Source organism: Rufibacter tibetensis, from assembly GCF_001310085.1.
GTDB classification, from domain to species: Bacteria; Bacteroidota; Bacteroidia; order Cytophagales; family Hymenobacteraceae; genus Nibribacter; species Nibribacter tibetensis.
Window position 1 is genome coordinate 3891940 of sequence record NZ_CP012643.1, and the last position, 26809, is coordinate 3918748.

The window sequence follows — 26809 nt, forward strand, 5'->3', positions numbered from 1 at the left end:
CAACCTGCCTGTGAGCAGCGCCGGGAAACAATCATCTGCGGACTATTCGTAAATTTGGGTGATCTATGGCAGACATTCAAGATATCCTAAAGCAATACTGGGGGCACGAGGAGTTTAGGCCGGGACAGGTAGAGATCATTACCTCTGTGCTGAAAGGACAGGACACGCTGGCTATTTTACCTACGGGCGGGGGTAAGTCGGTCTGTTTTCAGTTGCCTGTTCTGGTGATGGGCGGCGTGTGCGTGGTGGTTTCTCCTTTGGTGGCGCTCATGAAAGACCAGGTAGAGAACCTCCGCAAACGGGGGCTTTCAGCGGCGGCCCTACATGCGGGGCAGCCCGAGCGAGAGCGGGACCTGATTCTGGATAACTGCGTTTTTGGCGGAGTGCAGTTCCTGTACGTGTCGCCGGAACGGTTGCAGACCGAGCTCTTTTTGGAGCGGGTAAAGCGCATGAACGTGTGTTTGCTGGCCGTTGATGAAGCGCACTGTATCTCACAATGGGGTTATGACTTCCGACCTCCTTACCTGGAGATTGCCAAGCTGCGCGAGGTACTTCCTGACACGCCAATCTTGGCCTTGACTGCTTCGGCCACTGAGGTGGTGAAAACTGATATCCAGGAAAAGCTGAAGTTTAAAAAGCAGGTGGTGGTGCAGCAAAGCTTCGCCCGCAAGAACCTGTCTTATTCTGTTTTGCAAACCGAAGACAAGGAAGGCCGGCTGCGCGAGATCTTGCAGAAAATGAACGGAACGGCCATTGTGTACGTGCGCAACCGCCGCCGCACCATGGAACTCGCCGATTGGCTGCACCGCCAGGGAATCAAAGCGGGCGCGTACCACGCAGGGCTTCCGCACCAAACCCGCACCAGCGCCCAGAATGACTGGATCATGGATCGGGTGCGCGTAATGGTGGCGACCAACGCCTTTGGGATGGGCATAGACAAACCCGATGTACGCCTGGTCGTGCACCTGGACTTACCCGATTCTCTGGAGGCGTATTACCAGGAGGCCGGTAGGGCAGGGCGTGATGGCAAATACAGCTACGCTACGGTTCTGTTAGGACCCGAAGATACCGGACTGCTCCTAAAGAAAACGGAGGAGGCTTACCCGCCGGTAGAAACCCTGAAGCGGGTGTACCAGGCCCTGGCTAATTTTTACCAACTGGCCACGGGCAGCGGCGCCTTTCAATCCTTTGATTTTGATTTAGCAGAATTTAGCCGCACGTACCAGCTTTCCCCCATTGAAACCCATTTTGCCTTAAAGCAACTGGAGTCTGAAGGGCTTCTACAGCTAAACGAAGGCTTTTTTAGTCCGTCTAAAGTCAACCTGCTGCTCGGCAATAATCAACTATATGAGTTTCAGATTCTTAACGAAAGTCTGGAGCCTATCATTAAAGGGTTGTTGCGGCTTTATGGCGGCGAGATGTTCCGGGACTTTGTGAAGATTTCAGAAAAAGGGTTGGCCAAGCATTTATCTCTCCCCGAAGCTACTGTTAAGCAGCAATTACAGCACCTGCACCAACGCAAGGTCCTGGTGTATGAACCTCAGCACGACGGCCCGCAGGTACAGTTCACAGCCCCACGGTTTGATGCCGCTTCTTTGCCCGTTGACCAGAAACGGCTGAGTTTATTCAGGGAGCGAGCCTTGGAGAAGGCACATTCAGTAGTGGCGTTTATGCAGAACTCAAAGCAATGCCGCACCATTCAGATTTTGGGGTATTTTGGCGAAAACTCCTCTGAACCTTGCCGCATCTGTGACTACTGCCTGGCCCAAAAGAAAAAGAAGAAGCTGGATGAAAATAAGCTGCACATGGAAGCTCGCGTGCTGAGTCACCTTAAACAAACCCCGCTGCACCCAAAATCCATTGCCATGCACTTCAGCTCCTCTGAGCAGGAATTGCTGGGAAACCTTATACAGGAAATGCTGGAGAGCGGCGTAGTCGGGTATACAGCAGAAGGGAACTTGGCCAAGAAAGAGAAGTAGTGTCTATGGCTTATATAATATGTTAAATAAAAAGGATTTTCTAATCCTTTTCAGGAAACACCAGGTAAACAGAAGGGGCGGCCAAATCATTGGCCGCCCCTTCTGTTTATAGAGGAAGTAATGCTTAGGTTAACGGAGTTTCTTCCATTTGCAAGGCAAGCACGCCCGGAAGCTGTTTGCCTTCCATGTACTCCAACAGGGCACCGCCGCCGGTAGAGACATAAGAAACATCATGGCTGTGGCCCATCTGGGTAACCGCTGCTGCTGAGTCACCGCCGCCAATCAGGGAGTAGGCCCCGTTTTTTGTGGCTTCTACTACCGCTTCGGCAATGGCCTTGGTGCCGGTGGCAAAGTTCTCGAACTCAAACACGCCCATTGGTCCGTTCCACAGAATGGTTTTGGAGGTGCGCACTACTTCAGAAAACGTAGCAATGGTGTCTGGTCCTATGTCTAAGCCCATCCAGCCATCTGGAATGGTACCACTGGTTACTACCTGGGTATTGGCATTGTTGTCGAAAGCATCGGCAATGACGGTGTCAGACGGCAGGTAGATTTTAACGCCTTTTTCTTCGGCTTTCTTCAGCAGCTCCAAAGTGAAAGACTGCTTGTCTTCTTCCAGAAGCGAGTTCCCGATGGTTCCGCCTTGCGCTTTGGCGAAGGTGTAGCTCATACCACCGCCAATAATAAGGTTGTCTACGCGGTCCAGCAATTGCTCAATGACCTGAATTTTGTCTGAGATTTTGGCACCGCCCATGATGGCGGTGTACGGACGGTCAGCGTAAGAAAGAACCCGTTGGGCGTTTTCCAACTCAGCCTGCATCACAGAACCGCAAACTTTGTCGTGCGGGAAGTAATCGGCCACAATGGCGGTAGAGGCGTGCGCCCGGTGCGCCGTCCCAAAGGCATCGTTCACGTACACCTCGCCCAATAAGCTTAATTTTTCAGCGAAAATCTGGTTTCCTTGTTCTTCTTCTTTATGGAAACGCAGGTTCTCCACTAACAGGATCTGACCTGGTTGCAGATTATTGGCCATTTCTACGGCTTCACTGCCAATACAGTCCGGCGCAAATTGAATAGGCAGCTGGAAAGTTTCCTCTAAAGGTTTGAGCAGGTGCTTTAACGAATACTTCTCCTCTGGTCCGCCCTTAGGTCTACCCAGGTGCGACATAAGCACCACAGACCCGCCATCGTTCAGGATTTTCCGGATGGTAGGTACCGCTGCCCTAATGCGGGTATCGTCAGTGATTTCAAAGTTGCTGTTAAGAGGTACGTTAAAGTCTACTCGCACCAAGGCCCGTTTGCCCTGGAAATTGTATTGGTCAATGGTTATCATAGTCTGCTATTTGTTTGGTTCTAGCTACGGATTCCCGCCGAAACAGGTCGAAGCAAATATAGTAATTCTATTTAGATACGGAGCGAAGGCAAAAGGAGGGAGGGTTGCCCTAAAAGAAAAGCGCTTTAGCTCTATTTCCTCCAAAACAGGGCTAAATCGCTTTTCTACAGCCAGAGACAGAGACGTTGGTTTGTTGACGCTACTCCTATGATCCGCTTTTACCTGGAGGAAATGGTTTGTCTTTTAGGAAGTACACCCGAAAACGTGATTTATATAGCATAGGCGGAAAACGAGGTGTTTTGCTGGTCTTTGTAGGTCATGGCCGTGTAGTAGATCCCCACAAACCCATAGGCTACTTCAAAGATGGCGCCGGGAGCTCCCTCTAGTTTGAAGTCTCCGCCCAGTCCATCTTTAATGAAATAAATGTTCCGGTGTGCTACCAACCCTGCTCCTAACCTAGATTTATCTGTAGCCATCCAGTTGGCCGTGAGGTGCAGCGGAATGCGGGTAAGCGGAATGTGGGCGCTTTCTGCCTTCGTGGTGACGTACTTGTAGGCTATTGTGGCCCGCAGCAGGAGTCTCTCCAGATTAGGAAGTTAAAACTAGCCTCCATTGTCCAGGGAACCACCTTGCCCCGCTCTGGTACAGTAATTCTATTTCCCTATTGCTAGTCAAAAATGATATCGGTTGCAATGTAAATTTTGGTGCTATGGGCAGTGTTTATTTTAAATATTTCATTTTATGTTAAGTATAGGGGTTTGTGTAGCAACATAGGTAATTTATTTGTGCTTACATTTTGATAAATACATGATAAAACCTATTAAATTTTGAAATCGGTTGCAATTATGATAAAAACAATCTAAGTTTAGTATAATCAATAAGGATGCTGCCTTGGAATGAAAGTTTCAGAGATGGGGATACACTCAGTTTAACCTGAGTGGGAGAGAGGCAGGCAAGAGAAACAGACGGAAGCCATTGGGAGAGAGGTAGAGAATCCAGCCACAGGTAGTGCTGGGCAGAGGTTGGTGGTGCTTGGAAAAGGATTGAGACAGTGAGTTTATATAATCATTCAATAATTTTTTTCATACATCCTCTAACCCCTAACCCCCAGTACCATGAAAGCAAAAATTACCATTTTATCCTTCCTTCTTAGCCTCTTCTGCCAGAGATTGTATGCGCAGATTCCTCTTGTTTACCCGGTTGAGAATACCGGGGCAAACTATACGCTACCTCCTTTGCCCACCCTGAGTCAACTGCCCGTGGTAGAACCCCTTACCGATCCATTCATGTGGTCTGACGGGAGCGGGCGTTCTACCAACTTTGCTGACTGGGAACGCCGCCGTAATGAGATCAAAGCAGAGATTGAACACTATGAAATAGGAACTAAGCCCACCCGGCCGGAAACCATTACAGCCTCCTTTGCGCCCAATGCAACCGGAGGGACACTTACTGTGAATGTAACGGTGAACGGCCAAACGCTAACCCTTACTTCCGCGGTTATACTTCCAACGGGTGCTGGTCCTTTTCCGGCAGTTATCGGGATGAATAGCCAGAACGGGAGTGTTCCGGCCAACCTGTTTTCCAGCCGTAACATTGCCAGAATTGCCTTCAACGCCAATCAGGTGACTACGTATGGCAACCCTCAAATAACCAATCCTTATTACCGTCTTTACCCAGATCAGAATCTGGACAATGCCGGGCAATACAGTGCCTGGGCTTGGGGAGTAAGCCGCATCATAGATGGCCTGGAGCTGGTGAAGGAAAGCCTTCCTATTGATCTACAACACCTGGCCGTCACCGGATGCTCTTATGCCGGTAAAATGGCGCTTTTCTCTGGTGCCCTGGACGAAAGAATTGCCCTTACCATTGCCCAGGAATCGGGCGGGGGCGGAGCTCCGGCCTGGCGGGTTTCTGAAACCCTTGGTGCCGTAGAAAAACTAGGGGCCACAGATTACAGATGGTTTAAAGATGACATGCGCCAGTTTGCCGGCGCCAATGTCTCCAGGCTGCCGCATGATCACCATGAGCTAATGGCTATGATAGCACCCAGAGCCCTATTGGTGACAGGGAACACTGATTTTGAGTGGCTGGCTAACCCATCTGCCTATGTATCGGCTAGGGCAACGCATGAAGTGTACAAAACCTTGGGCATAGGAGACAGATTCGGCTTTTACATTGACGGCGGACACGGCCATTGCGCCATCCCTACAAGCCAGCGGCCAGCTATTGAGGCATTCGTAGACAAGTTTCTGTTGGGTGATGCCAGTGTCAATACAGATATCACCGTTCATCCGTACCCACAGATAGACCATCAGCGCTGGTACCAATGGTGGGGAACCGGTAATCCTGTTTTGCCCGCTGAACCCCTTGGGAAGAGAATATGGATGGAAGCAGAGTGTGCCACGGTAGGTTCTGACTGGGCGATAGTGGCTGACACCGCTGCCGCCGGTGGTTCTTATGTGACCGTGAAAAGCGGTTTGAACAGTACGGCAGCAGCTCCTGAAGGGGCAAGTGGGTCTGTTGTGTTTCCGTTTACGGTAGATAGCGCGGCTACTTATAATTTTGTGGCAAGACTCAATGCGCCCAGCGCCAATGATGATAGCTACTGGATAAAGGTAGACAATGGGCCTTTTGTAACAGTAAACGGGCTTGCTACCTCAGGTTGGCAATGGATGAGATTAACCAGCGCCAACCTCACGGTAGGGCAGCATGCCTTCACAATAGCCTACCGGGAAGATGGCGCCCACCTTGACAAATTGCTGGTGACTACCTCCAACGCAACCATCAGGGGCATGGGAGATACGGGCATAGATACAGGGGCCCCCGTGGTCTTGGCGGCAGGATTCACCGTTGCTTTAGATAAAAATGGCACGCGCACTATTGATGCCGCAGACGTGGACTGGGGCAGTTATGACAGATGCAGCAGCATTGCCTCTATGACCCTGGACAAGTCTACCTTTGACTGCTCAAACTTGGGCGCCAATCAGGTGACCATTACCGTAACCGATAGCAATGGCAACAGCGCTTCTCAAACCGTTACCATCAACGTAGTGGATGGCGGAGGCCCAATAGTGCTGGCTAGTGGCTTTACAGTTGCTTTGGATAACAATGGCACGCGTACTATTGATGTGGCAGATGTGGACTGGGGAAGCTATGACAAGTGCGGCAGCGTTGCCTTCATGTCTTTGAGCAAGACTACCTTTACCTGTGCAGACCTGGGGGCCAACGAAGTAGTCATCAAGGTTACCGATGATAAAGGCAACTCTTCTACTGAAACCGTCACCATTAATGTAACGGGTACCTGCCCAACTAACACCACCATGGCTGGTGCGAAAGTAGGGAAGGAGCAGGGCAATCAATTGCTGGCCTTCGGGGCTTTCCCGAACCCTTTTACTGACCAGGCTACCATCCACTTCCGCTCAGCCGAACGTGCGCAAACCAAATTGGTGGTGTACGATGCAACGGGCCGACTGGTAGCTACCTTGTATGACGGGGAAACTGAAAGTAGCCGTGATTACCAGGTATCGCTCAGCAGCCAATCACTAGCAAGAGGAGTATATATCTGTCGCCTCATACGTGGAAATCAGGTAGACCAATTGCGGTTGGTAGTGAGTAAGTAAGTTCTTCAGCTTCATACCAGAAAACAGAAAGGGCGCTACATGAGCGCCCTTTCTGTTTTATAGAAGAATGTTAACCTTTTAAACCAAACAGCTGGTGGTTGGATGGCGCAAAATCACAGCTTTCTCAAGGTTGGTTTAACGGTGCTGGTCAATGAGAATGAGATTTCCGTCTGGGTCGGTCAGCATTAGGCTTGCTGGGCCTGATGTTTCTTCATCGGCCTCGCTCGTTAATTCAATTCCCTTACTTTTCAGGTGTTTCTGAATCTCTCTTACATCATCAAAGTTTTCAAGGTTATTGGCGTTTTCATCCCAACCCGGATTAAACGATAATATGTTGCCTTCAAACATGCCCTGAAATAAACCAACAAGGGCATTTTCATTTTTCATTATAAGATAATTCTGGTCCATACTGCCAGCAAAAGCATGGAAACCCAAACACTCATAGAATTGCTTAGATGTTTCCAGATCTTTGACATTGAGACTAATTGAGAATGCACCTAATTTCATGGTGGCTTCTTTTTATTTGTATATGATTACAGGTAAAAGATTAGATTCTTATTGATGATAGCGATGAGGTAGCAATCTATTAGAGATGTTGTTAGAATTATAAGAATGCAGGTACGGTTAGTATAAACAACGTGCTAAGCCGTCGGCCGTGGCATGATGTTTTATACAATGTTGTGAAAGGTCTTTTTTAACAAGGTTCCCAAAATTCAATCTTTTCCAAATAGCCTGACTTAAAACTGAAAACAAGTCCTTCATCCGCGCCTTTGAAAAAAATCAAAACATCGGTCATACCATTGCCGCGCTCATTAAAGTTTTTGTTTGTTGATTGACCGAAGATTTTCAAAAATTCCTCTTTGGTAAGTTGGTTGGTGAATTTGTGTTTACCGTACTCAAAGGTGAGGTCACTTATTTGATTAAGATTTATTGATTCCAGATCGTAACCTTTGGTGTCGTTCCCAACGAAAGAAACATGTTCGTAAGTCAACTGGTAGAGTTTTATGCCTTCCTCTTCTGGGCTGACCCCACACTCATAAATCAGCTCCTCTACTTTCTGAGGTTTCCCAAATTTTTGGTTATTGCTTCTTTCTTTGAATGAAAGGCAAACCCTTTTAACCTGATTTGCTATTGCATCAATAGTGGCTTCCTGAGCAAGGCATGTACCGATATTTATTAAAAGGCTAAGAACTAAGCTTAATGAGGTTTTCATTGTTTAAGATTTTGCACAACGGACTTGGCTATGCGGTGGCATAGCTACCGTATAGGTGTGGTTAGTGGCAGTAATGTTATTTAGTGAACACTTCGTCAAACTCAATTTTTTCAGGCTGTTCCCCTGTCCTAATAGGATTGGGTATCGTCTGAACAGATACCTTGACCCTCCAATTGCCTTCTGGTGTTTTGGTGCCTTCAATCAAGCCGCCCTCAATCTCATACATTCCCCTTGCCCAACCGCCAACCTCATTGAAAAAGCAGTTAGTTAGATTAACGTCGTCACCCACAAAGCGGAATTGTGTTGCCTCAGTGTTTATCTCGAAGGAGAATATCCTTGCCAGTTCATCATCGATACGATTGTCACACTGTGCCCTAGAGAATACATGCTCAAACACGGTGTTGCCTCCCTCTTCAACCGTATAGTAGTTTAAGTTGTTGGCGGCGTAAAATTCCTTCTTAATTTTCTTGCCATGGGTGAAGGTGGTGGTCACTGAATCAGGTTGGCAGTCATCGCGTTCTTCACAGCCAATTAATGAAGATAGAGTCAATAACATTGCAAGGTATAGGTTCTTCATATGGTTTGGTTTTGATTGTCAGACCTGTTGAGCCTTTCCCAAGACACTATCTTTAGTGAGACCCAGAAATTTCTGTCAGGGTTGCATTGCTATTTTAATTATTTCCACTAACTACAGTATATAAGGAGCTGTTCCGGTTATTGGCTCTTTGGTTGGAGTCACACCACCCTATCTGCCTGGATCAACCAATACCAGTTGCTGAAACGAAGTTGTATATATAACCTAAGCAATATACACAACTTCGTTTTCAGCGTGGATTAAGTACCCTTTTATTTTGAGCCTGTTTCTGAAATTCCAGCCCCAAAGCGAAACAGCAGTAGGGGAGATGATCGTTGTTAACAGGCACAACGTTAACGGTCCTTTATATTGCCCCACATGGAAACCGCTGGCACTAGGAACGAAAGAGCAAAAACCAGTATCTTTGCCGTAATGAAAATTGGAATCATCTTCGGTGGCCCGTCCCGGGAGCGCGAAATCTCTTTCGCCGGAGGCCGCACCGTCTTCGATAATTTAGATAAATCCCTTTTTGAGGCCGTTCCGGTGTTTGCCGACAGCCTGGGTAACTTTATTTTGCTGGACTGGCACTACATCTATAAGGGTACCATCCGTGATTTTTATCCACCGGTAGACGTGCTGCCTTCCACAGAGCACGGCCTGCAGATGTACCTGGAGTCTTTAGGGCAGCTGAGCGAGGAAGAACTGAATGACATTGCCTCCAGAGTAGGGCAGCGCATTCACCCGCACCAGTTCAAAAACCTGTTTGACTTTGCATTCCTGACGCTGCACGGACCGTATGGCGAGGACGGAAGTATCCAGGGCTTGCTGGAGTGGTATGGCATTCCGTATTCCGGCTCCGGTATTTTGCCGTCGGCGATCGGGATTGACAAAATCGCGCAGAAAGCACTGTTGCAACAGCACGGGTTTGCCACGCCAGATTACCGCATTTTAAGCTTGCAGGAGTGGCACGCCACTCAAGACCGCGCCGCGTTGCTAGACAACCTGGTAGATGATCTGGGCCTGCCATTGGTATTGAAGGCGCCGCACCAGGGTTCTTCCATTGGGGTGTCCATCATTAAAGAGAAAAACCTGCAGCTGTTTGAAGAAGCTGTGGCGCGTAGCTTGTTTTCGCTCACCATCAGGAAAAGTGACTGGAACAGCAAGAGCGCAAACCAGCAGCTGAACTTTATCAAAACCTTAACCGATATCCGCGAGGGCATCGGCTTGCCGGTACAAACTCAGGATGGACAACTGATTTATGCGCCGGAAGAATTGCTGAGCCTGCTTTCGGCCACTTTTAGCCAAAATGGCCCTGAAACAATCACACTCACCAATGTGGAGAGTGAAACGCAGGTACTCATTGAGGCGTTCATCAACGGTCGTGAGTTTTCGTGCATTGTGGTGCAGGACCAGGCGGGCCACCCCATTGCCTTACCACCCACCGAGATCAGAAAAGGCGGCGAGGTGTTTGACTACCGCTCTAAATACCTGCCCGGCCTAAGCCGCAAGATTACGCCTATTGATTTGCCTACGGAGCAGATCCAGGAAATCCGGCAGCAGTGTGAGCGCCTGTACACCAGCCTCGGCTTTAACGTGTATGCGCGTCTGGATGGCTTTATCACCGAGGCAGGCGATATTTTCCTGAATGACCCGAACACCACGTCGGGCATGTTGCCGTCTTCGTTCTTCTTCCACCAGGCCGCTGAGATTGGCTTGAACCCATCCCAGTTCCTGACCTACATCATCCGGACATCATTATCCGAGCGGGTGAAAAGCGGCAAGAACACGGCGTACTTAACCAGCTTGCTGAAAAGATTGGATTCGGCCATGGCCAAAAAGCGGGCGCACCGTCATGACAAACTGCGCGTGGGCGTGATCATGGGTGGTTACTCGTCTGAACGTCACATCTCCGTGGAAAGCGGCCGGAACATCTATGAGAAACTGGCTTCCTCTACTAAATACGAGCCTGTTCCTATTTTCCTGACCGGAAACGAGGAATCGCATCAGCTATACCAGATCCCGATCAACATCATGTTGAAGGACAACGCTGATGACATTAAAGAAAAAATTGAAGCCTCTGAAGCAGGTGTGCCTACGCACCCAGTGTTGGCCCAGATAAAGGAAGCTGCCTCCAGCATCACCAGTTTGTACGCCGGTAACTCTTTGCAGAAGCCACAGCGTCTGACTTATGAGCAGTTGCAGAGCCTGGTAGATGCCGTGTTTATTGCCTTGCACGGTCGTCCTGGCGAAGACGGGGAACTGCAGACGGAGCTGGAAAAATACATGATTCCTTACAACGGATCAGGCATTCAGTCCAGCCAGGTGACCATCAACAAGTTTGAGACCAACCGCATCCTGCGCGAGAACGGCGTGCACGTGGCAGAGCACATGCTGGCCTTCAAGAAGGACTGGCAGGAAGACAAAGACGCGTTCTTCCAATTCATTGAAGAGCGATTCGCCTATCCGTTCATTGCCAAACCCGCCGATGACGGGTGTTCTTCAGCGGTGAAAAAGATCAAGACCCGTGAGGAACTGGAAGCCTTTTCTGAGCTGATTTTCAGAAATTCCATTGAAATCCCTGAAAACCCGGCGCAGGTGCTGAAACTGAGCTTCAAGGAAGAGGTGCCCATGAAAGGCTACTTCCTCATTGAAAACCTGATTTCGCGCGAAGGGGCGAAGCATTTCCTGGAGATCACCGGTGGTCTGTTGACCAGCTACGGACCTAACGGCCGCACCGAATACGAAATATTTGAAGCTTCTGAAGCGTTGGCCGAAGGTGAGGTACTCAGTTTGGAAGAGAAGTTTTTGGCAGGAGAGGGGCAGAACATTACCCCGGCCCGGTACGCTCGTGACCCGGAAGAGCGGCAACGCATCTCTGACCACGTGAAGCAGGACCTGAGACGCGTGGCCGAGATTCTGCGCATTGAAGGCTATGCTCGCATAGATGCCTTCGTGCGGGTGCACCAGGACGGCAAGGTGGAGACTATCATCATTGAGGTGAACTCTCTGCCCGGTATGACACCGGCCACATGCATCTTCCACCAGACGGCCATCAACGGGTACAAGCCTTATGATTTCATTGACCGCATCCTGCAGTTTGGCATGGAGCGCACCAAAAAAGTTATCTCTTAAGTAAATGAGCGGTTTTCTGAAAGCCCAAACGCTGGGCGATGTATTCAAGCACCTGGCCATTATGGCGGCCATTGTGTTTCTGCTGTTGTTTTTGTTTTTCTTCGTGTATCTGCCCAGCACCACCAATCACGGCGAGACCATTTCGGTACCAAACCTGGCGGGAATGTCAGTGGATGAATTGGAAGATTTCCTGGCCGATAAAGACTTGCGCTTTTACGTGAGTGATTCTACCTACCAACAAGGGAAAGCACCTTTCACCGTTATCACCCAGGAGCCCAAAGCAGGTGAAAAGGTGAAAGAAGGCCGCAAGATCTACATAAGCATTAACATGAAGAATCCGCCGCTCATTAAAATGCCAAAGCTGATTGACGGTTCGGTGAAGAACGCGGAGATGATCCTGAAGAGTTATGACCTGAATCTGGGTGATATCAAGTATGTGCCAGATCTGGCAGAAAACTCTATTCTGCGCCAGTTTGTGAACGGCCGTGAAATCAAGCCAGGTGAACCAGTTGCCAAAGGTTCTCGCATTGACCTGGAGGTAGGAAACGGCTTGGGGAATACTGAATTGGACGTGCCGGAACTTGTTGGCATGCCTATTGACGAAGCCACCATGCTGGTGACGGGGCAAGGATTACAGATTGGATCCGTTATCTACATGGAAGCCCCCAACGGAGAGCTTGATGGAATCGTATTGAAGCAAAGACCGATATCTGGTGATAGTGTAAAGACCAAAATCAGAACCGGGCAATTTATAGACATTTGGGTGGCCGGACCTCAACCCGTAGCGCCTATACAATAGAACAACTTATGCGGCAGTGGCTGATCCTCTTTTCAATACTGGTTTTAGGTGGACAAGCAGCAGACGCACAGGTACTCACTCCCTTAAATAGCCTGCCTCCGCAGGCTATTTCTGTTCCTGCCAAGCCCGGTGTTCCGGGTGCTCTTCCGCAGCCCTTAGCCTTTGGGGATACCTTGGGCCTTCCTTTTTTTGATGATTTTGCTAAAGGGGAGGGTGCTCCAGATCCGGCCCGCTGGGTTTCCCGAGGGGGCGTTTCGGTCACCAACCGGTTGGCCGCTAACCCACCCACCATCTTTGCCGCCTCCTTTGACGGGCTGCAAGCCGATGGTGAACCCTACGGAACCGCCATTGGCACGGGGCCTACAGATACGTTAACCTCCAAGCCCCTCAACTTGGGTAACCGGCAGCCGCAGGACTCCCTTTACCTGAGTTTTTACTGGCAGGCCGGCGGGTTGGTAGATGCCCCTGATTTTGCTTCAGGCAATGTGTTTTATTTGCAGCTGGAGTTTAAGCAGGCCAACGGCTCCTGGGCTCCGGTCTGGGCCCAAAAGGGAAGCGGGCGGTCTACTGATTTTGCTTCGGTAATGATTTCCATAAAAGAGGCCAGATTCCTGTTCAATGGGTTTCAGTTTAGGTGGGTGAGCAGCGGAAGACAGAGTGGCCTCCGCGATGTCTGGCACATAGATTACGTTTACCTGAACAGAGACCGCCGCCTAGGGCAATTGCAAAACGCAGATGTAGCCCTTACCCGGCGGCTTCCTTCCCTGCTGAACCGGTACACCGCAATGCCCATCTGGCAATTCCTGGAGAACCCTTCCGGGGAGATCAGACCGCAGGTGGGGTCTGAAATGGTTAACCTCAGCAACATTCCGGCTGCCATCAGCTGGCGTGCCTCTGTCAGGAACCTGACCACGGGGGCTGTGGATACCTTCCTGCGCGGGAGTGCTCCGGTGAGTGCCGGTACCAGAACCACCATAGCCGCTGCCCCTTCCAGGGCCTTTCTAACCAGCCAGAACCAGCCTTTCTCTCTGCAAACGGTATTGTTCCTGAACACCAAAGAACCAGACTTCTACACCCGCTACAATGACACCCTGCGGCGCCAGACGGACCTCCAGGATTTTTATGCCTATGATGACGGCACCGCTGAAACCGGGTTTAGTTATCCATCGGGTACGGCCGTACAGTTAGCCTACCAGTTTGATCTGAGTAAACCAGATCGGGTCAGGAGCGTCCGGATTTTCTTTACCGGCACCAACACACCCGGTACAGAGCTGTTTCTGCGCCTATGGGCAGACAACAACGGCCAACCCGCCGATCAGCCCCTGTATGAGCAGCGCTTTGTGCTCCCTGCCACTACGGGCTTGAGCAACTGGTTAGACATCACCCTTGACCGGCAGGTAGAAGTGCAGGGCCGCTTTTACGTGGGGTACCGCCAGCCTACCGGGGCCACCTTCGTGAACGTGGGATTTGACCTGAATGAAACGGCAGAAGGAAAACTGTTCGCCATGAACGGGGCAGCTGCCTGGAGTACTGTTGCAGATCTGGGTGGCGCCTTGCTCATTAGACCTGTGATGACCGGGACGCTGACTTCTTCTGCAGATAACCTGGACGCTTCTTCCTCTTTGTTGTATCCTAACCCTACCACCACTGGTGATTTCTTCCTGAACCAGGCTGCTGACGAGCTGCAGGTGTATTCAGGCACTGGTCAGCTGCTGCATACCTGGGGAAGGGTGAAGGAAAAACAAAAGCTCATTTTGCCCTCAAATCTGCCTCCGGGAATATATCTTGTGAAATCCCAAAAAGGAAACCAAATTAGAACCGCAAAACTTATCCTTACCCGATGATTACGACTGATATCACCGCCGCTGAACTGAAGCAACGTTTAGCCAATAATGAAACCCCCATCATCCTTGATGTTCGGGAGCCCTGGGAGCACGAAGAGCAGAATATTGCCAGTGCCAAGCTGATTCCTTTAGGAGCCTTGCCTGAGCGCTTACATGAATTGGAAGAGTATAAAGACCAGGAAATTCTGGTGCACTGCCGCTCTGGAAAGCGTTCTGCTACTGCGCAGGCCATTATGCAACAGCAGGGGTTTACCAACGTGCGTAATGTGTTAGGAGGGATGCTGGCCTACAACGAAGCTTAAAATTACTCTCCAAATATGGATCCCCGTTTCAGGCTTGGTTTCTAAAAACCAAGCCTGAAACGGGGATTTTTGTTAAGCGGTATTTTGAAATTCAGTGGCTAGGAGGAAGTTTGACTTGATCAGTTGTTCCTCCTCCTTATTTTTTAGTGTTTATGTTTTAAGCCTGTTTTCTAAAAAGGGCGCCTGAAATCCATTTATGCTTTGAAATGGTGTAAGTTGAAGCAACAGCAAGTAAGCAGGCTTAATCCACAATAAAAGGAGCGGGGCTGAAGCAAAGGATAAAGACCACCAACGCAAACCAACCCAGTATGATCCTGCCTCTGCTCAGCGGTTCTTCATTAGGGCTAGGCGGATGAAAAACCCCCAAAGCTCTGGATAAGACCAGCCCAAACACCAGCCACCCGTTATAGCCTTGCACCTCTGGCCAGATGACCTGTACCAGTAATTGAGTGCCAAATACCCCAGTGGCCAGCAACAGTCCCTGCTTTGGCTCCGGGAACAAAGGCCGGAAGACAATGATCAGGTAGAGGGCGTACCCTGCCCATAACCACCAATCTTCTTCCATGTTCACCTCTAGAGACAGCAGCCCCAAACCCGCGTAAAAGATAAAAATGGTGTACAGCATAGGCGATAACCTGTTGAACCGTTTGTACCCCATCATGCCGTACAAAATGTGTCCGCCATCTAACTGGCCAATGGGCAGCAGGTTCAAGGCAGTGAAGAAAAGAGACAGGAATCCCGCAAACAGGAAAGGGTAGTGGGTGATCTCGTACCGGCTGGGTAGTAAGGCCGGGTCTGCTACCAGTTTCTCGAAAAGCAGAAAGAGCAGATTCTTTCCTATGGCAAGGTCATCGGCTCTGAAGTAGACGTGCGCAGCATAGTTTGCCCCCCAGACCCGGTACTCAGGATGGATTTCAAACAGGTACTCCAGCGGCGGAAGATGGGTGAACCCATACCCCAGTAAGCCCAACGCTACTACAAACCCTGCAAGCGGACCCGCAATACCTATGTCAAAGAACTCCTTCCGGGAGAAGATGCGTTCTTTGATTCTAATGAATGCTCCCATTGTGCCAATCCCAAAGGTAACCCCCAACCAGATGGGGATGTAGTAGGGCAGGGTTACCCGTACCCGGTAAAATCGGGCAGTAAAGTAGTGGCCAAACTCATGCGCCGTCAGGAAGCCCAGGAAAGAGGCCGAAAACAGCAGCCCCCCCATTATCTCTTCCTGAGTAATAGCCGGTGGCCAGATGAATCCCTCCAGTCCGTAAAAGAACGACTTCCCGTAGCGCCACTCTGCTCCCGCAAAAGTTGTGGTTACCAGCGTGAGCAGAAAAAGCAGGAGGTGCAGGGGCAGTTTATGCCTCATCCTCTACCAGCGCCTCCTTCAGCACTTGGTTAATGGTTAGGGGAGGGGTTAAGTGAATGGTTTGCAACCCTACGGTTTTAGCCCCTTCAATATGCTGGATGCTGTCATCGATGAACAGGGTCTCTTCGCGGTTTAATCCGTTTTCTTCTAAAATGTGCTCAAAAACCTCGCCGCCTGGTTTGCGCTTTCTTACCAAATGAGAGTAGTAGGTTTTCTCAAACAGGCTGTCCAGACTTGGCATGCCATGGGCGTCTGACACAATCTTGTTGAAAGCCAGCATGTGAATGGCATTGGTGTTGCTCAGCAAAAACAAGCGGTATTTTTTAGACAAGGAGCGCAGCAGCTCTATTCTCTCGGCGGGGATGTCCAAAAGCATGGTATTCCAGGACACATCTATTTGTTCATCGGTAGCTGTGATGCCGTACTCCTTCCTTAGGCCATCCCGGAATTCTGCCGAGGAGATGTCGCCACGTTCATACAAGTCAAAGAGTTCAGACTGAGCTTTTTGGCTAAAGTCTACTTCGGTTTGGGTGTTGGCAAAGGCACGGAGCGCGTCTGTGCTCTTGGCGTAGTCAATGTTGATGATGACACCGCCCAGGTCAAATATGATATTCTTAACAGAAGAAAAGTCCACGATTAAAGAGTGTTTTGTTTTGCGTTTTAAAACACAAATTTGTAGAATTGCACTCCCAAATCAAAGATTTAGCCGGGCCTATAGCTCATTCGGTTAGAGCAACTGACTCATAATCAGTAGGTGCTTGGTTCGATTCCAAGTGGGCCCACTTTATAATCAGCCACTTACGAGGTAAAACTTGTAAGTGGCTTTTTTGTTTGCACACAATTTGCACACAATTTATGTTTTTCTATCTCTGATATTAAACTATGCTTGGGCGTGATTTTCAGAGAAGTAATGGAAGTTCAATCCATTCTTTATCACCCAAGATCAATTGAAATCAGAGCGGCGGCGGGGCCAACTACTAGTCCACCACTTTCTATACCACTAAGGTGCGATTGAAATATGTTTTCGCACCTGTTCAGGCAGAGAAACCACCTTTCTATACCACTAAGGTGCGATTGAAATGTGCTGGAACCCACCCACCCCACCGTGGGCGTGGTGCTTTCTATACCACTAAGGTTACAAAGTCCCCTAGTACTCTTAAGTGCCTGATTCCCGCTGATTGTTCCTGCCGGTAAAAGGGAGAGGACGGCCATTCTCAAGAGAAGTTTGCTATGGTTCTTAGTATGAACCAATTCTTGCTCTCCCACGCGTACTATTACTTAGTACCTGTAGGAAAACACACTTAAAGCGGTAGGGGATTGATGCCTATGGATTGAGGTGAAAGGGCATTACCAAAGAGCAAGTGGGCGCTTCCTTTTTTTATGTATCAACTTTGCACGGATTTGCATGGTAATGATTCTGTCATTGACTGAACCATTGCTGTTTTGAGGGGATTCTAATCCCTTGTGTTTTCTTTTTGCTAGAATAGGGGGGAAACATAGGCATGGTGAGGTCTGGAAAAAATTTACAAAAAAATTTTCAAAGGCACCTGCCTCATTTCCTATCAATATTAAGAAGGGGGATAAGCAACTGGTAAATAAAAAGGGACTGACGGGCGCCTTTCAAGGGGAGAAGCGGCCATGTCAGTCCTTTTTATTTTTAAACAGCCAAAGGAGGCTGAAGCTCGATGAACTTGGCAAGGGGGCCTAGCTGCTGCCTGATTTGGCCTCCAGAGCCCGCCTTACCTGCTGGAGCCGGTCAATGTAGGGCAAAAAACCATTCTTGCCGAAGTTCGCCATAGCGAAGGATAAGTGGGAGGACACAAACAAGCGGAGGTCACTGATGACCCCCAGGTCTGGTATAGCCATGGGAATGCCTTTCTTATAAATTTCATTTAAACGATCGTGGCTGTTGCACAACTCATCATTAGGCGGAGATTAACGCGGACTGCACTTCCAATTACCTGGAGGATTTTGTATCTTAAGGTATGCAAGGGAGAAAAGACTATACCGAAAAACTCTTCACCAGTTTCCAGTTGTCGAGCCGCATCCCCAGGGAGAACTTCTACCGGCGTCTGAAGGAAACGCTTGACCTGGGGTTCCTTTACCGGGACACCAAAACCCTTTACGGCAGAACCGGCAACCCCTCCATCGACCCAGTAGTCTTCTTCAAGCTCATGCTCACCGGCTACCTGGAGAACATCACCTCCGACCGGAAACTGGTCGAGCACTGCTCCATGCGGATGGACATCCTCTACTTCCTGGGCTACGACATCGACGAGGAGTTGCCCTGGCACTCCACGCTCTCCCGGACTCGCCAACTCTACCCCGAGGCCCTATTCGAGTCGTTGTTTGAAAAGGTCTTCTGCCTGTGCGCCGACAGGGGCATGGTGGCTGGCCATACCCAAGCCATAGACTCGGCCCCGATCAAGGCCAACGCCTCGATGGAGAGCCTGCTTGTCAAACAGCCGAAGGAGTCCGTGCGGATGCACCTAGCCGGGGTCAGAAGGGAAAACGGCGAAGAGGGCAAACAGCAGGGGGTCATCTCCGCCTCGGAGCATCAGCTCAAGAAGCTGGAGAAATATCAGCAGAAGCTAAAGGGGGCCGTCGGTTCGCCGGGTGCAAGCCACGGTAAGGCACGCCTGGTGAGCAATATGACACACTACAGTCCCACGGACCCGGACGCCCGCATCTCCGTCAAGCCCGGCAAGGCCCGGAAGCTCAACTACCACTGCAGCCTGGCCGTGGACACGGCGCAGGGCGTGATCAGCCATGTGCAGGCGGACTTCGCCGACGGCAGGGACAGCCAGCACCTGCCCGGCATCGTAGGGAAGCTGCAGCAGAGGCTGAAAGACCATCAACTTCCCATGCAGGACCTTGTGGCCGACGCGGGCTACTCCAACGGGGCCAACTACGCTTTGCTGGAGCAGCGGGGTATCACCGGCTGGATACCGGTGTTCGGCAAATACAAGCCCGAGATAGAAGGGTTCCCCTACGACGAGCAGGCGGATTGCTTCACCTGCCCGGCAGGAAAGGCCCTGCCCTTTAAGAGTTACGACACCACTGCGGACGGCGGCCTGGTGAAGGTCTACCTGGCCCGTTACCAGGACTGCAAAAATTGCCCCCTCAAGTCTTCCTGCGCCCCCAAGAGCCCCTGCCGCCAGATCCGCCGAACCGCTTACGACAAGGAGTACCGCAGGGCATTGCAGCGGCAGGAAAGTACCCGGGGCAGGCGCATGAAGGGACTCCGGCAAAGCACTGTGGAGCCGGTCTTCGGGACCTTGGTCCATCACTATGGGATGAGGAAGGTAGGCGTGCGGGGAAAAGCAGGGGCCCGCAAGGTGATGCTCATGGCTGCTGTCGCCTTCAACCTGAAGAAGTACCTGAAGTTCAACTCCGTCAAGGCAGAAGGCCAGGCAATGGCGCTGCAAAAGGAGCATTATCGGGCTTTCCTAAGCTATTCTTTCACCTCTGGGGCGCTCTTCCTGAACTGAGAGTCAACCCGGAAGCACGGATTCGGATTTTACCTTAGAAATGGACGATTGCACAGGGTTGTGCAACAGCCACGATCGGATATAGGGTTCGGAGGCAGAGTTCCCGACCGGATACGTTGAGTATTCCTATCTTTCAGATATTGTCTACCCTGCAAAGGAAAGGCTTATGCCTATATATCATAGGAGCGGTTATAAGGGAGTCGCTTTCCTTTCCTTCCGCACTTCTATGGGAACAGAGAACTATGGGGGCCGGGAGGCTGCCCGACTAAGGCCAATCCTCGTTTGCTTTCTTGTTAATTTGCTTGTTGGTCCAGTGGTAGGGTCCTTCGGAAACAGAAGCAGGCCGCGCGGCAGAAATTCCCTCTATCCCTACAGGGGATGAGCTGCTTTGTGGCCGGGTTAGCACCTTTGTACCGGCAAGCGGCCTGAAGCTGCTTTCTACAGGAATGGCATAGCAGGTTCTGCGTGCCGTTCCTTTTCTTCCGTTTTTTACTATCTTACTGCTCTGGCAGTGGGGACAGTTTACTTTGATGAAGACTTCGAACATTCCATCGTCGCAAACACTCCGCTGCCAGCTTTTACCCTGTCATACTTTCTACACCACTACCAAGGAAGTTAATCCAAAAAGTAAATGAGGACTGTTTTTAGGGTGCTTAACCCTGGTCTACTTCAATCACCAAAACTATTTACTGCTTGATGATCTCTTTGACTTCGGTTATTCCTTTTGCCTTAATACGAATGAAGTACATGCCATTGGTTTGATCTTCTAAAGAAATGGTTTGGAGAACCTCCTCGGCCGTTTTCTTGAGGGTATTGCGCTTGATCACCTTACCGGCCGCATTGATCACTTCCAGGCTTACTTCTCCGGTTATCTGAGAACCTATGGTTACCTGTACTCTGTCAGCAGTTGGGTTCGGGAACACATTCCAGTTTACAGCAAAAGCATCTGCTTTAACTGCAGCAGACTTTACCAGGTTCATACCGCTGCCAATCTCCAGCCAGTTGATGTTCCAGCCAGCAGTTAATGCAAACAGCTGCAGGGTCTGGGTGCCAGAAGTTAGAGCCACTGGGGCGCTCACCGCCTGCCAGCTTTGCCAGCCGCCCGTGCCGGGTACCACCACCGTGGCCAGTACCGCACCATTAGCATTGCGTACCTCAAACCTGCCACCTGTGGAATAGCCAGAAGCCACCCGGAAGTTCATGGTATAAGTACCCGCTGAAGACACGTTTACTGAGTAGTTCATCCAGTCGTTGGCGTCTATGTGGCCCACGTTCTGGCCGGCTCCTGCGTCTGTGGTGGTTTCTACCTGCACACCGCTCATGCTTGTGTAACGCTCGGCCTCTATTCTGTTGGAAGTACCTGTAATGGTTGTAGTTCCAATCTCAACAGGGTGCTCAATGTAAGAGGTAACCTTCAGTCCATTTCCGGCGGCGTTGCCCAGGTTCATGCGATAGGTGAGCTTCTGGCCAGTGGTCCAGCTGTTCTGCAGGGAAAGCAGCCAGGTGGTGCCGCTTCCAGCAATACCCGTCACGGTGTTGCCTTCCACCTCGTAACCCGCAATCCCCGACTGGATAACAGCCTTGTCATAGGTGATGGAGAGTTGGTTTCCGCTGGCCATTACTGAGGTGATCTGCGGGGGAGTCGGGTCGTTGAACGGGGAGGAGACATTTTCATTAGCCTCATAGATGTTGATCAATTTGGTAGCCGCGTTGAAAGAGAAGCTGTCGGCGCCCGTTACGGTAACACTGCTGATAGCCGCAGGGCTGTTTACCAACAAAGACATGTCTCTCAGCTTATTCCTGTCAGATACTTTGGACAAGTCCAGGGTTATGGTCAGGGTGTTGCCCGAAAGTGCCTCCGACTTCACCGCATTTTCCTTGGTCTCATAGTACTCAGCAAACTCCTGGGTACCCGCGATCCATACCTTGTCATTGTTGGAAGGATGGTTCTTAACGTAGTCAATGAACTGCTTGAAGTACTGCGTTTCCGTTGCCCCGCCAGGCCCATGGGAGAAAGCGTGCGCCATGATCTTACTTCCGTTGGCCGCAGCGGCGAACATGCCATCCACCCAGGTGTCGGCACTGCCCAGGTCCGCCTGCCACATGCCGTCCATGTTGAAGCGGGAGACCAATAGGTGGTTGGTGTTCATACTCTTGACGAAAGCACGGTCGTTCCAGTTTACATAGGCGTCGTAGCCGTCACGTGAGGCGGCCACCCCGAAGGTGCTCCCCACGAACTTATAGCCTTCTTGCATCCAGGAAGAAACAAATCCTTCGTCTGCGGTGGGGATCACGCCAGTCCGGGTTCTATAGCCGGTATTTTGGAAAATTTCCTTCTCCAGATCCTTTATCTCCTCATAACGGTGGAACCCCCCGTGGGAACGGGTGTGGTTCATCAGATCGAAGCCGCTGCCCACCATCTCCTTCAGCTGCGGGTACTGGGTATAGACCGAGTTCGGCTCGTCTCCCTTGTCGTTGATCGCGAAGCTCCACTTGTAGCCTACCTGGTTGCCGGCCCCGTCGGTGTAGGTAACGCGAGGGTACGTTTTGCCGTCGATGGCGGTGCCGCCGTTCAGCACCTTGTACACCAGATTGTAGTTGGCCAGGTGGGCATCGTCGGCCACAAAGAGGAAGCCAAGAGACTTGTCATACTTCATGTCGGCGAAAGAGGCGGTCGCCAAGGTAGGAGTCGAGGCAAATTTCACCTGAACGGTGATGCTGCCTGCCAAAGGAGTAGTTGGAACGATGCTGGCTGCCGGGCTAGTGCTACTTACTGCCTCGAACCAGTTGAGGTTCCAGCCGCCCCTCTGGGCGTGGAGGCGCAGGGTCTGCTCGCCGGCCGGCAAGGTAACTGTCGTTTTCACGGTGGCGTAGGCCTGCCAGCCGCCCGTGTTGGGCACCGCGGCTGAGCCGAGCACACTACCAGCAGAGTTGCGTACCTCAACCACTCCGTTAGTATTAGGGGAAGCCAGGCGCAGGTTGAGGGTGTAGGTTCCCGAGGAAGCCACGTTCACCCGGTAGTCCAGCCAGTCGTTGTCGTCCACGTAGCCGATGTTCTGCCCGCCGCCCGTGTCGCCGGTGGTCTCCCGCTGCACACCCTGCATGGCGTCGAAAGCCTCCGCCTGGGCCAGGCCGGGGATAGGCTTTGCCGTAGAGGTGGTGATAGCAGTTGTAGTGGAGTTCACCCCCTCGAACCAGTTGAGGTTCCAGCCGCCCCTCTGGGCGTGGAGGCGCAGGGTCTGCTCGCCGGCCGGCAAGGTAACTGTCGTTTTCACGGTGGCGTAGGCCTGCCAGCCGCCCGTGTTGGGCACCGCGGCTGAGCCGAGCACACTACCAGCAGAGTTGCGTACCTCAACCACTCCGTTAGTATTAGGGGAAGCCAGGCGCAGGTTGAGGGTGTAGGTTCCCGAGGAAGCCACGTTCACCCGGTAGTCCAGCCAGTCGTTGTCGTCCACGTAGCCGATGTTCTGCCCGCCGCCCGTGTCGCCGGTGGTCTCCCGCTGCACACCCTGCATGGCGTCGAAAGCCTCCGCCTGGGCCAGGCCGGGGATAGGCTTTGCCGTAGAGGTGGTGGGGGTCACGTTCTGGGTCCGCACCACGTAAGTGGCGGCACCATGTGTAGCGCTAGCTGCCTGGGTTGTGGCACCTGTGGTCCCATAATCACGTTCAAACAAATCTACTTTCGCAATGTTTAATGCTGTAGGAAATGAATAAGGCTGGGAGTAGGTTTCTGTACTGCCATTGGGGTTTTCAGCCCTATGAACACGGGCTTTTTCAGTGGCTTTTCTGAAAGCTCCCCCCTCTAAGCTGGCGGGTAAGTTCAGAGCCGACGTCTTGGCAGCATCATAGTTATAACCTATTAAGAGCTTAGAAGTTGTTTTCACCCCCTTGTCTAAATGGAATTCGTATTTTTCCAGGGCTTCGGTATCCCTGCATTTACGAAACGATTGGTTTGTCTCCCACAAGGGCTTCTCCGAACCTATACCTCCAGCAGTGGCCACCAGGTTCGGAAAACCCATGAGTGTTACCATCAAAAGCGTCAGTCTAAATGTTCTTCGCATACTTTCCGGTTAATCTGATTAATCCAACGTACTGGTGAAAAAGGAAGTGGTAGTGTTAAGCCGGATAGTCACCGCCAAGGTATGGCAATGAAAGTCGAATCCGATAAGGTGAGAAAGGAAAGGTTGGTCTTGGGGCGTTTGGGGATGCTTCTCCGAGATCGCGGCATTATTACATTTGTCGAAGCAGTCAAACTGGAGGTAATACTTGGCATGACAATCAGCGGAATGCACATAAGGCGAATTCACCATTTGTTTTGCCGTCTGCCCGTTCATGGCATTGGTAGCCAAGGCAACTAAAAAGTAGCAGCTAAGCGATACCCATACCATTACATTCTGCAGCATCCAAGTAATCATATAGGCAAGTCCTTTGGCTAATCAACAGATATTCTGTAACTGTAAATAGGCGTTCCCGGCAAGCCTTTGCTTTGGTCACCAGACTACATACGGAAGGAAAGGTTGGAGTGGATTTATTTTTATGAGTATTTGTATATTTATCTTTTATATACCGTACTGAAGCTTAAGATTCCTTCCACAATACCTACCAGTTGAATAGTGATGATGTTTCCTTTCTCTCCTGCTCCAATAGGAGTAAGTCCTTTTATCAATCAGTTTAAAGGTATGGCAGTTTAAAGGTATGGTCCATTATGTGCCAGGGATTCTAAACAAAGGAGGAGAGCATGCAATTGGAGGGTATCATCTTGGGTCCGAATTACGCGTCCGTGCCCCTGGACGAGAGGCCGGACGGTTTCCCGGTGGGAACCGGGGAGCTGTGCGCCTCGCTTAAAGGCAGCGAGGCGGAGCTGCAGCCCTACCTGGGAACCCTCCTCAGGGAAGAGTTCATCGTTCCCTGTAGGCTTTGCTCTGCTTTGCCTCACCGAGGCCAGGGTCTCCAGGGTGGAGCGCCTAGGCGGCCCTGGGAGGCAACGCCCGCCCCAACGCCATAGGGATTCCCCGGCCCAGAACCTGCCCACCTGCCCGGCACTCTCCGGGACTCACCCTAGAAACCCCGTGGAAGCACTGAAGGAACATAAATGCAAGGCCCTGTACGCCATAGAGGGGGACGTCTGCACGCTGAGCTACGCGGGTGAGGCGGGAGGCTCTTTCCTGCCGGCTTCACGTTTTGGGGTTGCCCCTCAAAGCAAGGTAGTAGCGGCTGACTGGCTTGGGGTAGATGAAGCCTTTGGCGAAATAGATCCCGTCCCGTTGCTTGAAACCTGCCAGGTTATAGCTTATGTAAGCTGTCTGCTTTGTCCTGATGTAGTGAACAATGATGTCGCTCACCAGGCCAAGGTACTACCTGACAACCCGATTCAATAGCCCACTGGGCGGCTTTGAATAAGGCGAACAGAGTAAGAATCACACTCCCCATAAAAGGGCTTCTTGGTTGTAAAGGTTGCCAGGTGTTTTTTGGGTTATAAAGGGGCTTGCCAATCAATGCTTCACACGCTTCCGGGCTTGCCATGCCTTCCTAGTTCGTTTGGTGCGACAATGTGATGCCTACCACAGCCACGCACAGGAAGTCAAGCTTCTGCTGTGGCACCTGCAGGGATTCGCCTTTTTTTGCTAGGGTTGGTTTCCAGGGACATATCAGATCCTTTACATTCCGTTTAGATAGCCGGTTAGGCTTATATCGGTTTTACCAACGCCTGCTGTAGCGCCTACGGGTAGCCATGATCCATTTCCTTAGTTAAGGAAGCTCTGGTGATAGTTCCGGCGCCTCTGGGTGGCCAACGGCAAACTGATGCTTGTTCTTTATTGGTAATATAGTAATAATACAATTTAACTATAAATCAATTTTTAAGGGGGTTCTTTCATGTAAAGATTAAAAATAAGCTTTCATTTAATAAAATAAATTTAAACGGGTTGAAAAGAAGGTTTTTATACGGATTTTTCAAAAAGCTTCCTTTAAATTTTATTTTTATGTTAACTAAGAATTTTTTACCACGTACGGATTATTGCTTTTAAGCAACTTTAATATTAAAAATATCTTATATCCTTCAAGCCAACCCCAACCTGTAAAAGGTTGGCTTGTGGAAACATGAATGATAAAACTCAACAAAGTGGCTAAGTAGTACCTTAAACAAATTCAAACAACTTTAACTTTAAAAACAACCTTATGAAACTAATCAAAACCTCTGCCTTGGCTCTTCTCATGAGCTTTATGTTCTTTGCCTGTTCAGAAAAGGAAATAGACGACTTAAACGTAAGGGCAGTAGACACCAGCAATTCGCACGAAACAACTGACATGGATGAAGATGATTGTCCAGGCTTTGGCTACTGGTTCATGAAAAAAGGGAACTGGGCCTCAAAAGGATATTCCGGAAGGACCATCATGGTAAACGGGATGACATATACTGAAGCCCAGATGATGTCTATGTACATGTCACAGGTGAAGAAACGCGGCATGAGTGGTTTGACCATGGAACAAAAAGAATTCTATAGAATGGCAGCCATGATGTTGAGTAAAGCCGCTGGTTATGATTGCGATGACATGGATGATGACGATGATGACATGAACGGCGGAGGCAACAACGGCGGAGGCAACAACGGCGGAGGTAATAACGGCGGCGGCAACAACGGCGGAGGTAATAACGGCGGCGGCAACAACGGCGGCGGCAACAACGGCGGCGGCAACAACGGCGGCGGCAACAACGGCAAGTAAAATAAGTAACCAATCACTACTTAGCTACCAGCAAAGCCTCTTCCTGTAAACCAGGAAGAGGCTTTTGTGTTTACTCCTTTACCCTATTTTTTCAGAAAGTTTAGAAAGTATGCCTGATTCTTTCCCGCCGGCGTTTGCAAAAGAATCCAGCCGCAAGGAGAGATACCAGTCCTCAAAAGAGGCTGGTTCTCTCCTTGCGCTTCTGCCAGTTCTTGTGTTGGGCTAATTCCTTGCAAATAATACCAATGAGATGTTTTTAAGAAGTAAGATTTATTTCAGCAAGGGGTGCCCATGCCATATCTGATTTTTCCTTTCCCCATCCTTATAGATATACTCCCTTGCCATTATAATCTTCCTGTTGGCTTTGCCTCCGGAGGCATTATGATAGCCTATGGAGGTGGGATGGGGCCAGAAAGGCGCCTTAGAAGGGCTT

General features: G+C 50.5%; 19 protein-coding genes and 1 tRNA gene. 10 read left to right on the forward strand and 10 right to left on the reverse strand.

Annotation, left to right across the window (positions count from 1 at the left end; genetic code table 11):
• Positions 1 to 65: 65 nt before the first annotated feature.
• Positions 66 to 1979 carry a RecQ family ATP-dependent DNA helicase gene (locus DC20_RS15885; protein ID WP_062544725.1) on the forward strand — a complete coding sequence of 638 codons (1914 nt, stop codon included), beginning with the start codon at positions 66 to 68 and terminating at the stop codon, positions 1977 to 1979.
• Between the two features lie 124 nt (positions 1980 to 2103).
• Here the strand turns inward: DC20_RS15885 and DC20_RS15890 are convergent, their stop codons facing one another.
• Positions 2104 to 3312 (reverse strand): phosphoglycerate kinase, encoded by a 1209-nt coding sequence (locus DC20_RS15890; protein WP_062544726.1) that lies wholly within the window; start codon positions 3310 to 3312, stop codon positions 2104 to 2106.
• Positions 3313 to 3581: 269 nt separating this feature from the next.
• Positions 3582 to 3788 carry a hypothetical protein gene (locus DC20_RS15895; RefSeq protein WP_062544727.1) on the reverse strand — a complete coding sequence of 69 codons (207 nt, stop codon included), beginning with the start codon at positions 3786 to 3788 and terminating at the stop codon, positions 3582 to 3584.
• Positions 3789 to 4427: 639 nt separating this feature from the next.
• Here DC20_RS15895 and DC20_RS22440 point away from each other — a divergent pair.
• On the forward strand, positions 4428 to 6932 hold the full coding sequence (locus DC20_RS22440; RefSeq protein WP_071885485.1) for a glucuronyl esterase domain-containing protein: 2505 nt from the start codon (positions 4428 to 4430) through the stop codon (positions 6930 to 6932).
• Positions 6933 to 7067: 135 nt separating this feature from the next.
• Here the strand turns inward: DC20_RS22440 and DC20_RS15905 are convergent, their stop codons facing one another.
• The 3 genes from DC20_RS15905 to DC20_RS15915 all read right to left on the reverse strand — a co-directional run bounded on the left by DC20_RS15905 (position 7068) and on the right by DC20_RS15915 (position 8722).
• Entirely contained in the window at positions 7068 to 7439 is a 372-nt protein-coding gene (locus DC20_RS15905) for a VOC family protein (RefSeq protein WP_062544728.1), read from the reverse strand.
• 187 nt (positions 7440 to 7626) lie between these two features.
• Positions 7627 to 8145, reverse strand: coding sequence for a hypothetical protein (locus DC20_RS15910; RefSeq protein WP_062544729.1), 519 nt, complete (start codon positions 8143 to 8145; stop codon positions 7627 to 7629).
• A gap of 76 nt (positions 8146 to 8221) precedes the next feature.
• Positions 8222 to 8722 carry a hypothetical protein gene (locus tag DC20_RS15915; RefSeq protein WP_062544730.1) on the reverse strand — a complete coding sequence of 167 codons (501 nt, stop codon included), beginning with the start codon at positions 8720 to 8722 and terminating at the stop codon, positions 8222 to 8224.
• Positions 8723 to 9151: 429 nt separating this feature from the next.
• Here DC20_RS15915 and DC20_RS15920 point away from each other — a divergent pair, with 429 nt between their 5' ends.
• Genes DC20_RS15920 through DC20_RS15935 form a run of 4 tightly spaced genes read left to right on the forward strand, consistent with a single transcriptional unit; the run spans position 9152 to position 14796 of the window.
• A complete protein-coding gene (locus DC20_RS15920) occupies positions 9152 to 11851 on the forward strand; it encodes a D-alanine--D-alanine ligase family protein (protein ID WP_062546001.1) in 2700 nt (899 codons plus the stop codon).
• Between the two features lie 4 nt (positions 11852 to 11855).
• Positions 11856 to 12650: a PASTA domain-containing protein gene (locus tag DC20_RS15925; RefSeq protein ID WP_062544731.1), complete on the forward strand. Its 795-nt coding sequence runs from the start codon at positions 11856 to 11858 to the stop codon at positions 12648 to 12650.
• 8 nt (positions 12651 to 12658) lie between these two features.
• On the forward strand, positions 12659 to 14494 hold the full coding sequence (locus DC20_RS15930; RefSeq protein ID WP_062544732.1) for a T9SS type A sorting domain-containing protein: 1836 nt from the start codon (positions 12659 to 12661) through the stop codon (positions 14492 to 14494).
• Positions 14491 to 14796 carry a rhodanese-like domain-containing protein gene (locus tag DC20_RS15935; RefSeq protein WP_062544733.1) on the forward strand — a complete coding sequence of 102 codons (306 nt, stop codon included), beginning with the start codon at positions 14491 to 14493 and terminating at the stop codon, positions 14794 to 14796. Before DC20_RS15930 ends, DC20_RS15935 begins: the two co-directional genes overlap by 4 nt.
• 241 nt (positions 14797 to 15037) lie before the next feature.
• On the opposite strand, the gene DC20_RS15940 is transcribed toward DC20_RS15935, so the two are convergent.
• Positions 15038 to 16162: a site-2 protease family protein gene (locus DC20_RS15940; protein ID WP_062544734.1), complete on the reverse strand. Its 1125-nt coding sequence runs from the start codon at positions 16160 to 16162 to the stop codon at positions 15038 to 15040.
• Positions 16152 to 16796 carry an HAD family hydrolase gene (locus DC20_RS15945; RefSeq protein WP_062544735.1) on the reverse strand — a complete coding sequence of 215 codons (645 nt, stop codon included), beginning with the start codon at positions 16794 to 16796 and terminating at the stop codon, positions 16152 to 16154. Before DC20_RS15945 ends, DC20_RS15940 begins: the two co-directional genes overlap by 11 nt.
• A gap of 74 nt (positions 16797 to 16870) precedes the next feature.
• Here DC20_RS15945 and DC20_RS15950 point away from each other — a divergent pair.
• Positions 16871 to 16944, forward strand: a tRNA-Ile gene (locus tag DC20_RS15950).
• 922 nt (positions 16945 to 17866) lie between these two features.
• Here the strand turns inward: DC20_RS15950 and DC20_RS22915 are convergent.
• Positions 17867 to 18028, reverse strand: a complete 162-nt coding sequence (locus DC20_RS22915; RefSeq protein WP_157593188.1) for a DUF6965 family protein — start codon at positions 18026 to 18028, stop codon at positions 17867 to 17869.
• A 119-nt stretch (positions 18029 to 18147) separates the two neighbouring features.
• On the opposite strand from DC20_RS22915, the gene DC20_RS15965 reads away from it, so the two are divergent.
• Positions 18148 to 19653: an IS1182 family transposase gene (locus DC20_RS15965; RefSeq protein ID WP_062542962.1), complete on the forward strand. Its 1506-nt coding sequence runs from the start codon at positions 18148 to 18150 to the stop codon at positions 19651 to 19653.
• A gap of 686 nt (positions 19654 to 20339) precedes the next feature.
• Here the strand turns inward: DC20_RS15965 and DC20_RS15975 are convergent.
• Positions 20340 to 23714: a carbohydrate-binding protein gene (locus DC20_RS15975; protein ID WP_083470352.1), complete on the reverse strand. Its 3375-nt coding sequence runs from the start codon at positions 23712 to 23714 to the stop codon at positions 20340 to 20342.
• An 18-nt stretch (positions 23715 to 23732) separates the two neighbouring features.
• The gene (locus DC20_RS15980) at positions 23733 to 24068 is read right to left on the reverse strand and encodes a hypothetical protein (protein WP_062544740.1); all 336 of its coding nucleotides are present in this window, start codon (positions 24066 to 24068) and stop codon (positions 23733 to 23735) included.
• Positions 24069 to 24722: 654 nt separating this feature from the next.
• Between DC20_RS15980 and DC20_RS15990 the strand changes: the two genes are divergently transcribed.
• Entirely contained in the window at positions 24723 to 25031 is a 309-nt protein-coding gene (locus DC20_RS15990; protein WP_062544742.1) for a hypothetical protein, read from the forward strand.
• A gap of 799 nt (positions 25032 to 25830) precedes the next feature.
• Positions 25831 to 26376 carry a hypothetical protein gene (locus DC20_RS23155; RefSeq protein ID WP_062544743.1) on the forward strand — a complete coding sequence of 182 codons (546 nt, stop codon included), beginning with the start codon at positions 25831 to 25833 and terminating at the stop codon, positions 26374 to 26376.
• The last annotated feature ends 433 nt before the right edge of the window (positions 26377 to 26809 follow it).

Excerpts from the sequence above, each read along its gene's own strand:
- DC20_RS15885 (WP_062544725.1), top strand. The coding sequence starts at position 66 with ATGGCAGACATTCAAGATATCCTAAAGCAATACTGGGGGCACGAGGAG.
- DC20_RS15890 (WP_062544726.1), bottom strand. The coding sequence starts at position 3,312 with ATGATAACCATTGACCAATACAATTTCCAGGGCAAACGGGCCTTGGTG.
- DC20_RS15895 (WP_062544727.1), bottom strand. The coding sequence starts at position 3,788 with ATGGCTACAGATAAATCTAGGTTAGGAGCAGGGTTGGTAGCACACCGG.
- DC20_RS22440 (WP_071885485.1), top strand. The coding sequence starts at position 4,428 with ATGAAAGCAAAAATTACCATTTTATCCTTCCTTCTTAGCCTCTTCTGC.
- DC20_RS15905 (WP_062544728.1), bottom strand. The coding sequence starts at position 7,439 with ATGAAATTAGGTGCATTCTCAATTAGTCTCAATGTCAAAGATCTGGAA.
- DC20_RS15910 (WP_062544729.1), bottom strand. The coding sequence starts at position 8,145 with ATGAAAACCTCATTAAGCTTAGTTCTTAGCCTTTTAATAAATATCGGT.
- DC20_RS15915 (WP_062544730.1), bottom strand. The coding sequence starts at position 8,722 with ATGAAGAACCTATACCTTGCAATGTTATTGACTCTATCTTCATTAATT.
- DC20_RS15920 (WP_062546001.1), top strand. The coding sequence starts at position 9,152 with ATGAAAATTGGAATCATCTTCGGTGGCCCGTCCCGGGAGCGCGAAATC.
- DC20_RS15925 (WP_062544731.1), top strand. The coding sequence starts at position 11,856 with ATGAGCGGTTTTCTGAAAGCCCAAACGCTGGGCGATGTATTCAAGCAC.
- DC20_RS15930 (WP_062544732.1), top strand. The coding sequence starts at position 12,659 with ATGCGGCAGTGGCTGATCCTCTTTTCAATACTGGTTTTAGGTGGACAA.
- DC20_RS15935 (WP_062544733.1), top strand. The coding sequence starts at position 14,491 with ATGATTACGACTGATATCACCGCCGCTGAACTGAAGCAACGTTTAGCC.
- DC20_RS15940 (WP_062544734.1), bottom strand. The coding sequence starts at position 16,162 with ATGAGGCATAAACTGCCCCTGCACCTCCTGCTTTTTCTGCTCACGCTG.
- DC20_RS22915 (WP_157593188.1), bottom strand. The coding sequence starts at position 18,028 with ATGGCTATACCAGACCTGGGGGTCATCAGTGACCTCCGCTTGTTTGTG.
- DC20_RS15965 (WP_062542962.1), top strand. The coding sequence starts at position 18,148 with ATGCAAGGGAGAAAAGACTATACCGAAAAACTCTTCACCAGTTTCCAG.
- DC20_RS15975 (WP_083470352.1), bottom strand. The coding sequence starts at position 23,714 with ATGCGAAGAACATTTAGACTGACGCTTTTGATGGTAACACTCATGGGT.
- DC20_RS15980 (WP_062544740.1), bottom strand. The coding sequence starts at position 24,068 with ATGATTACTTGGATGCTGCAGAATGTAATGGTATGGGTATCGCTTAGC.
- DC20_RS23155 (WP_062544743.1), top strand. The coding sequence starts at position 25,831 with ATGAAACTAATCAAAACCTCTGCCTTGGCTCTTCTCATGAGCTTTATG.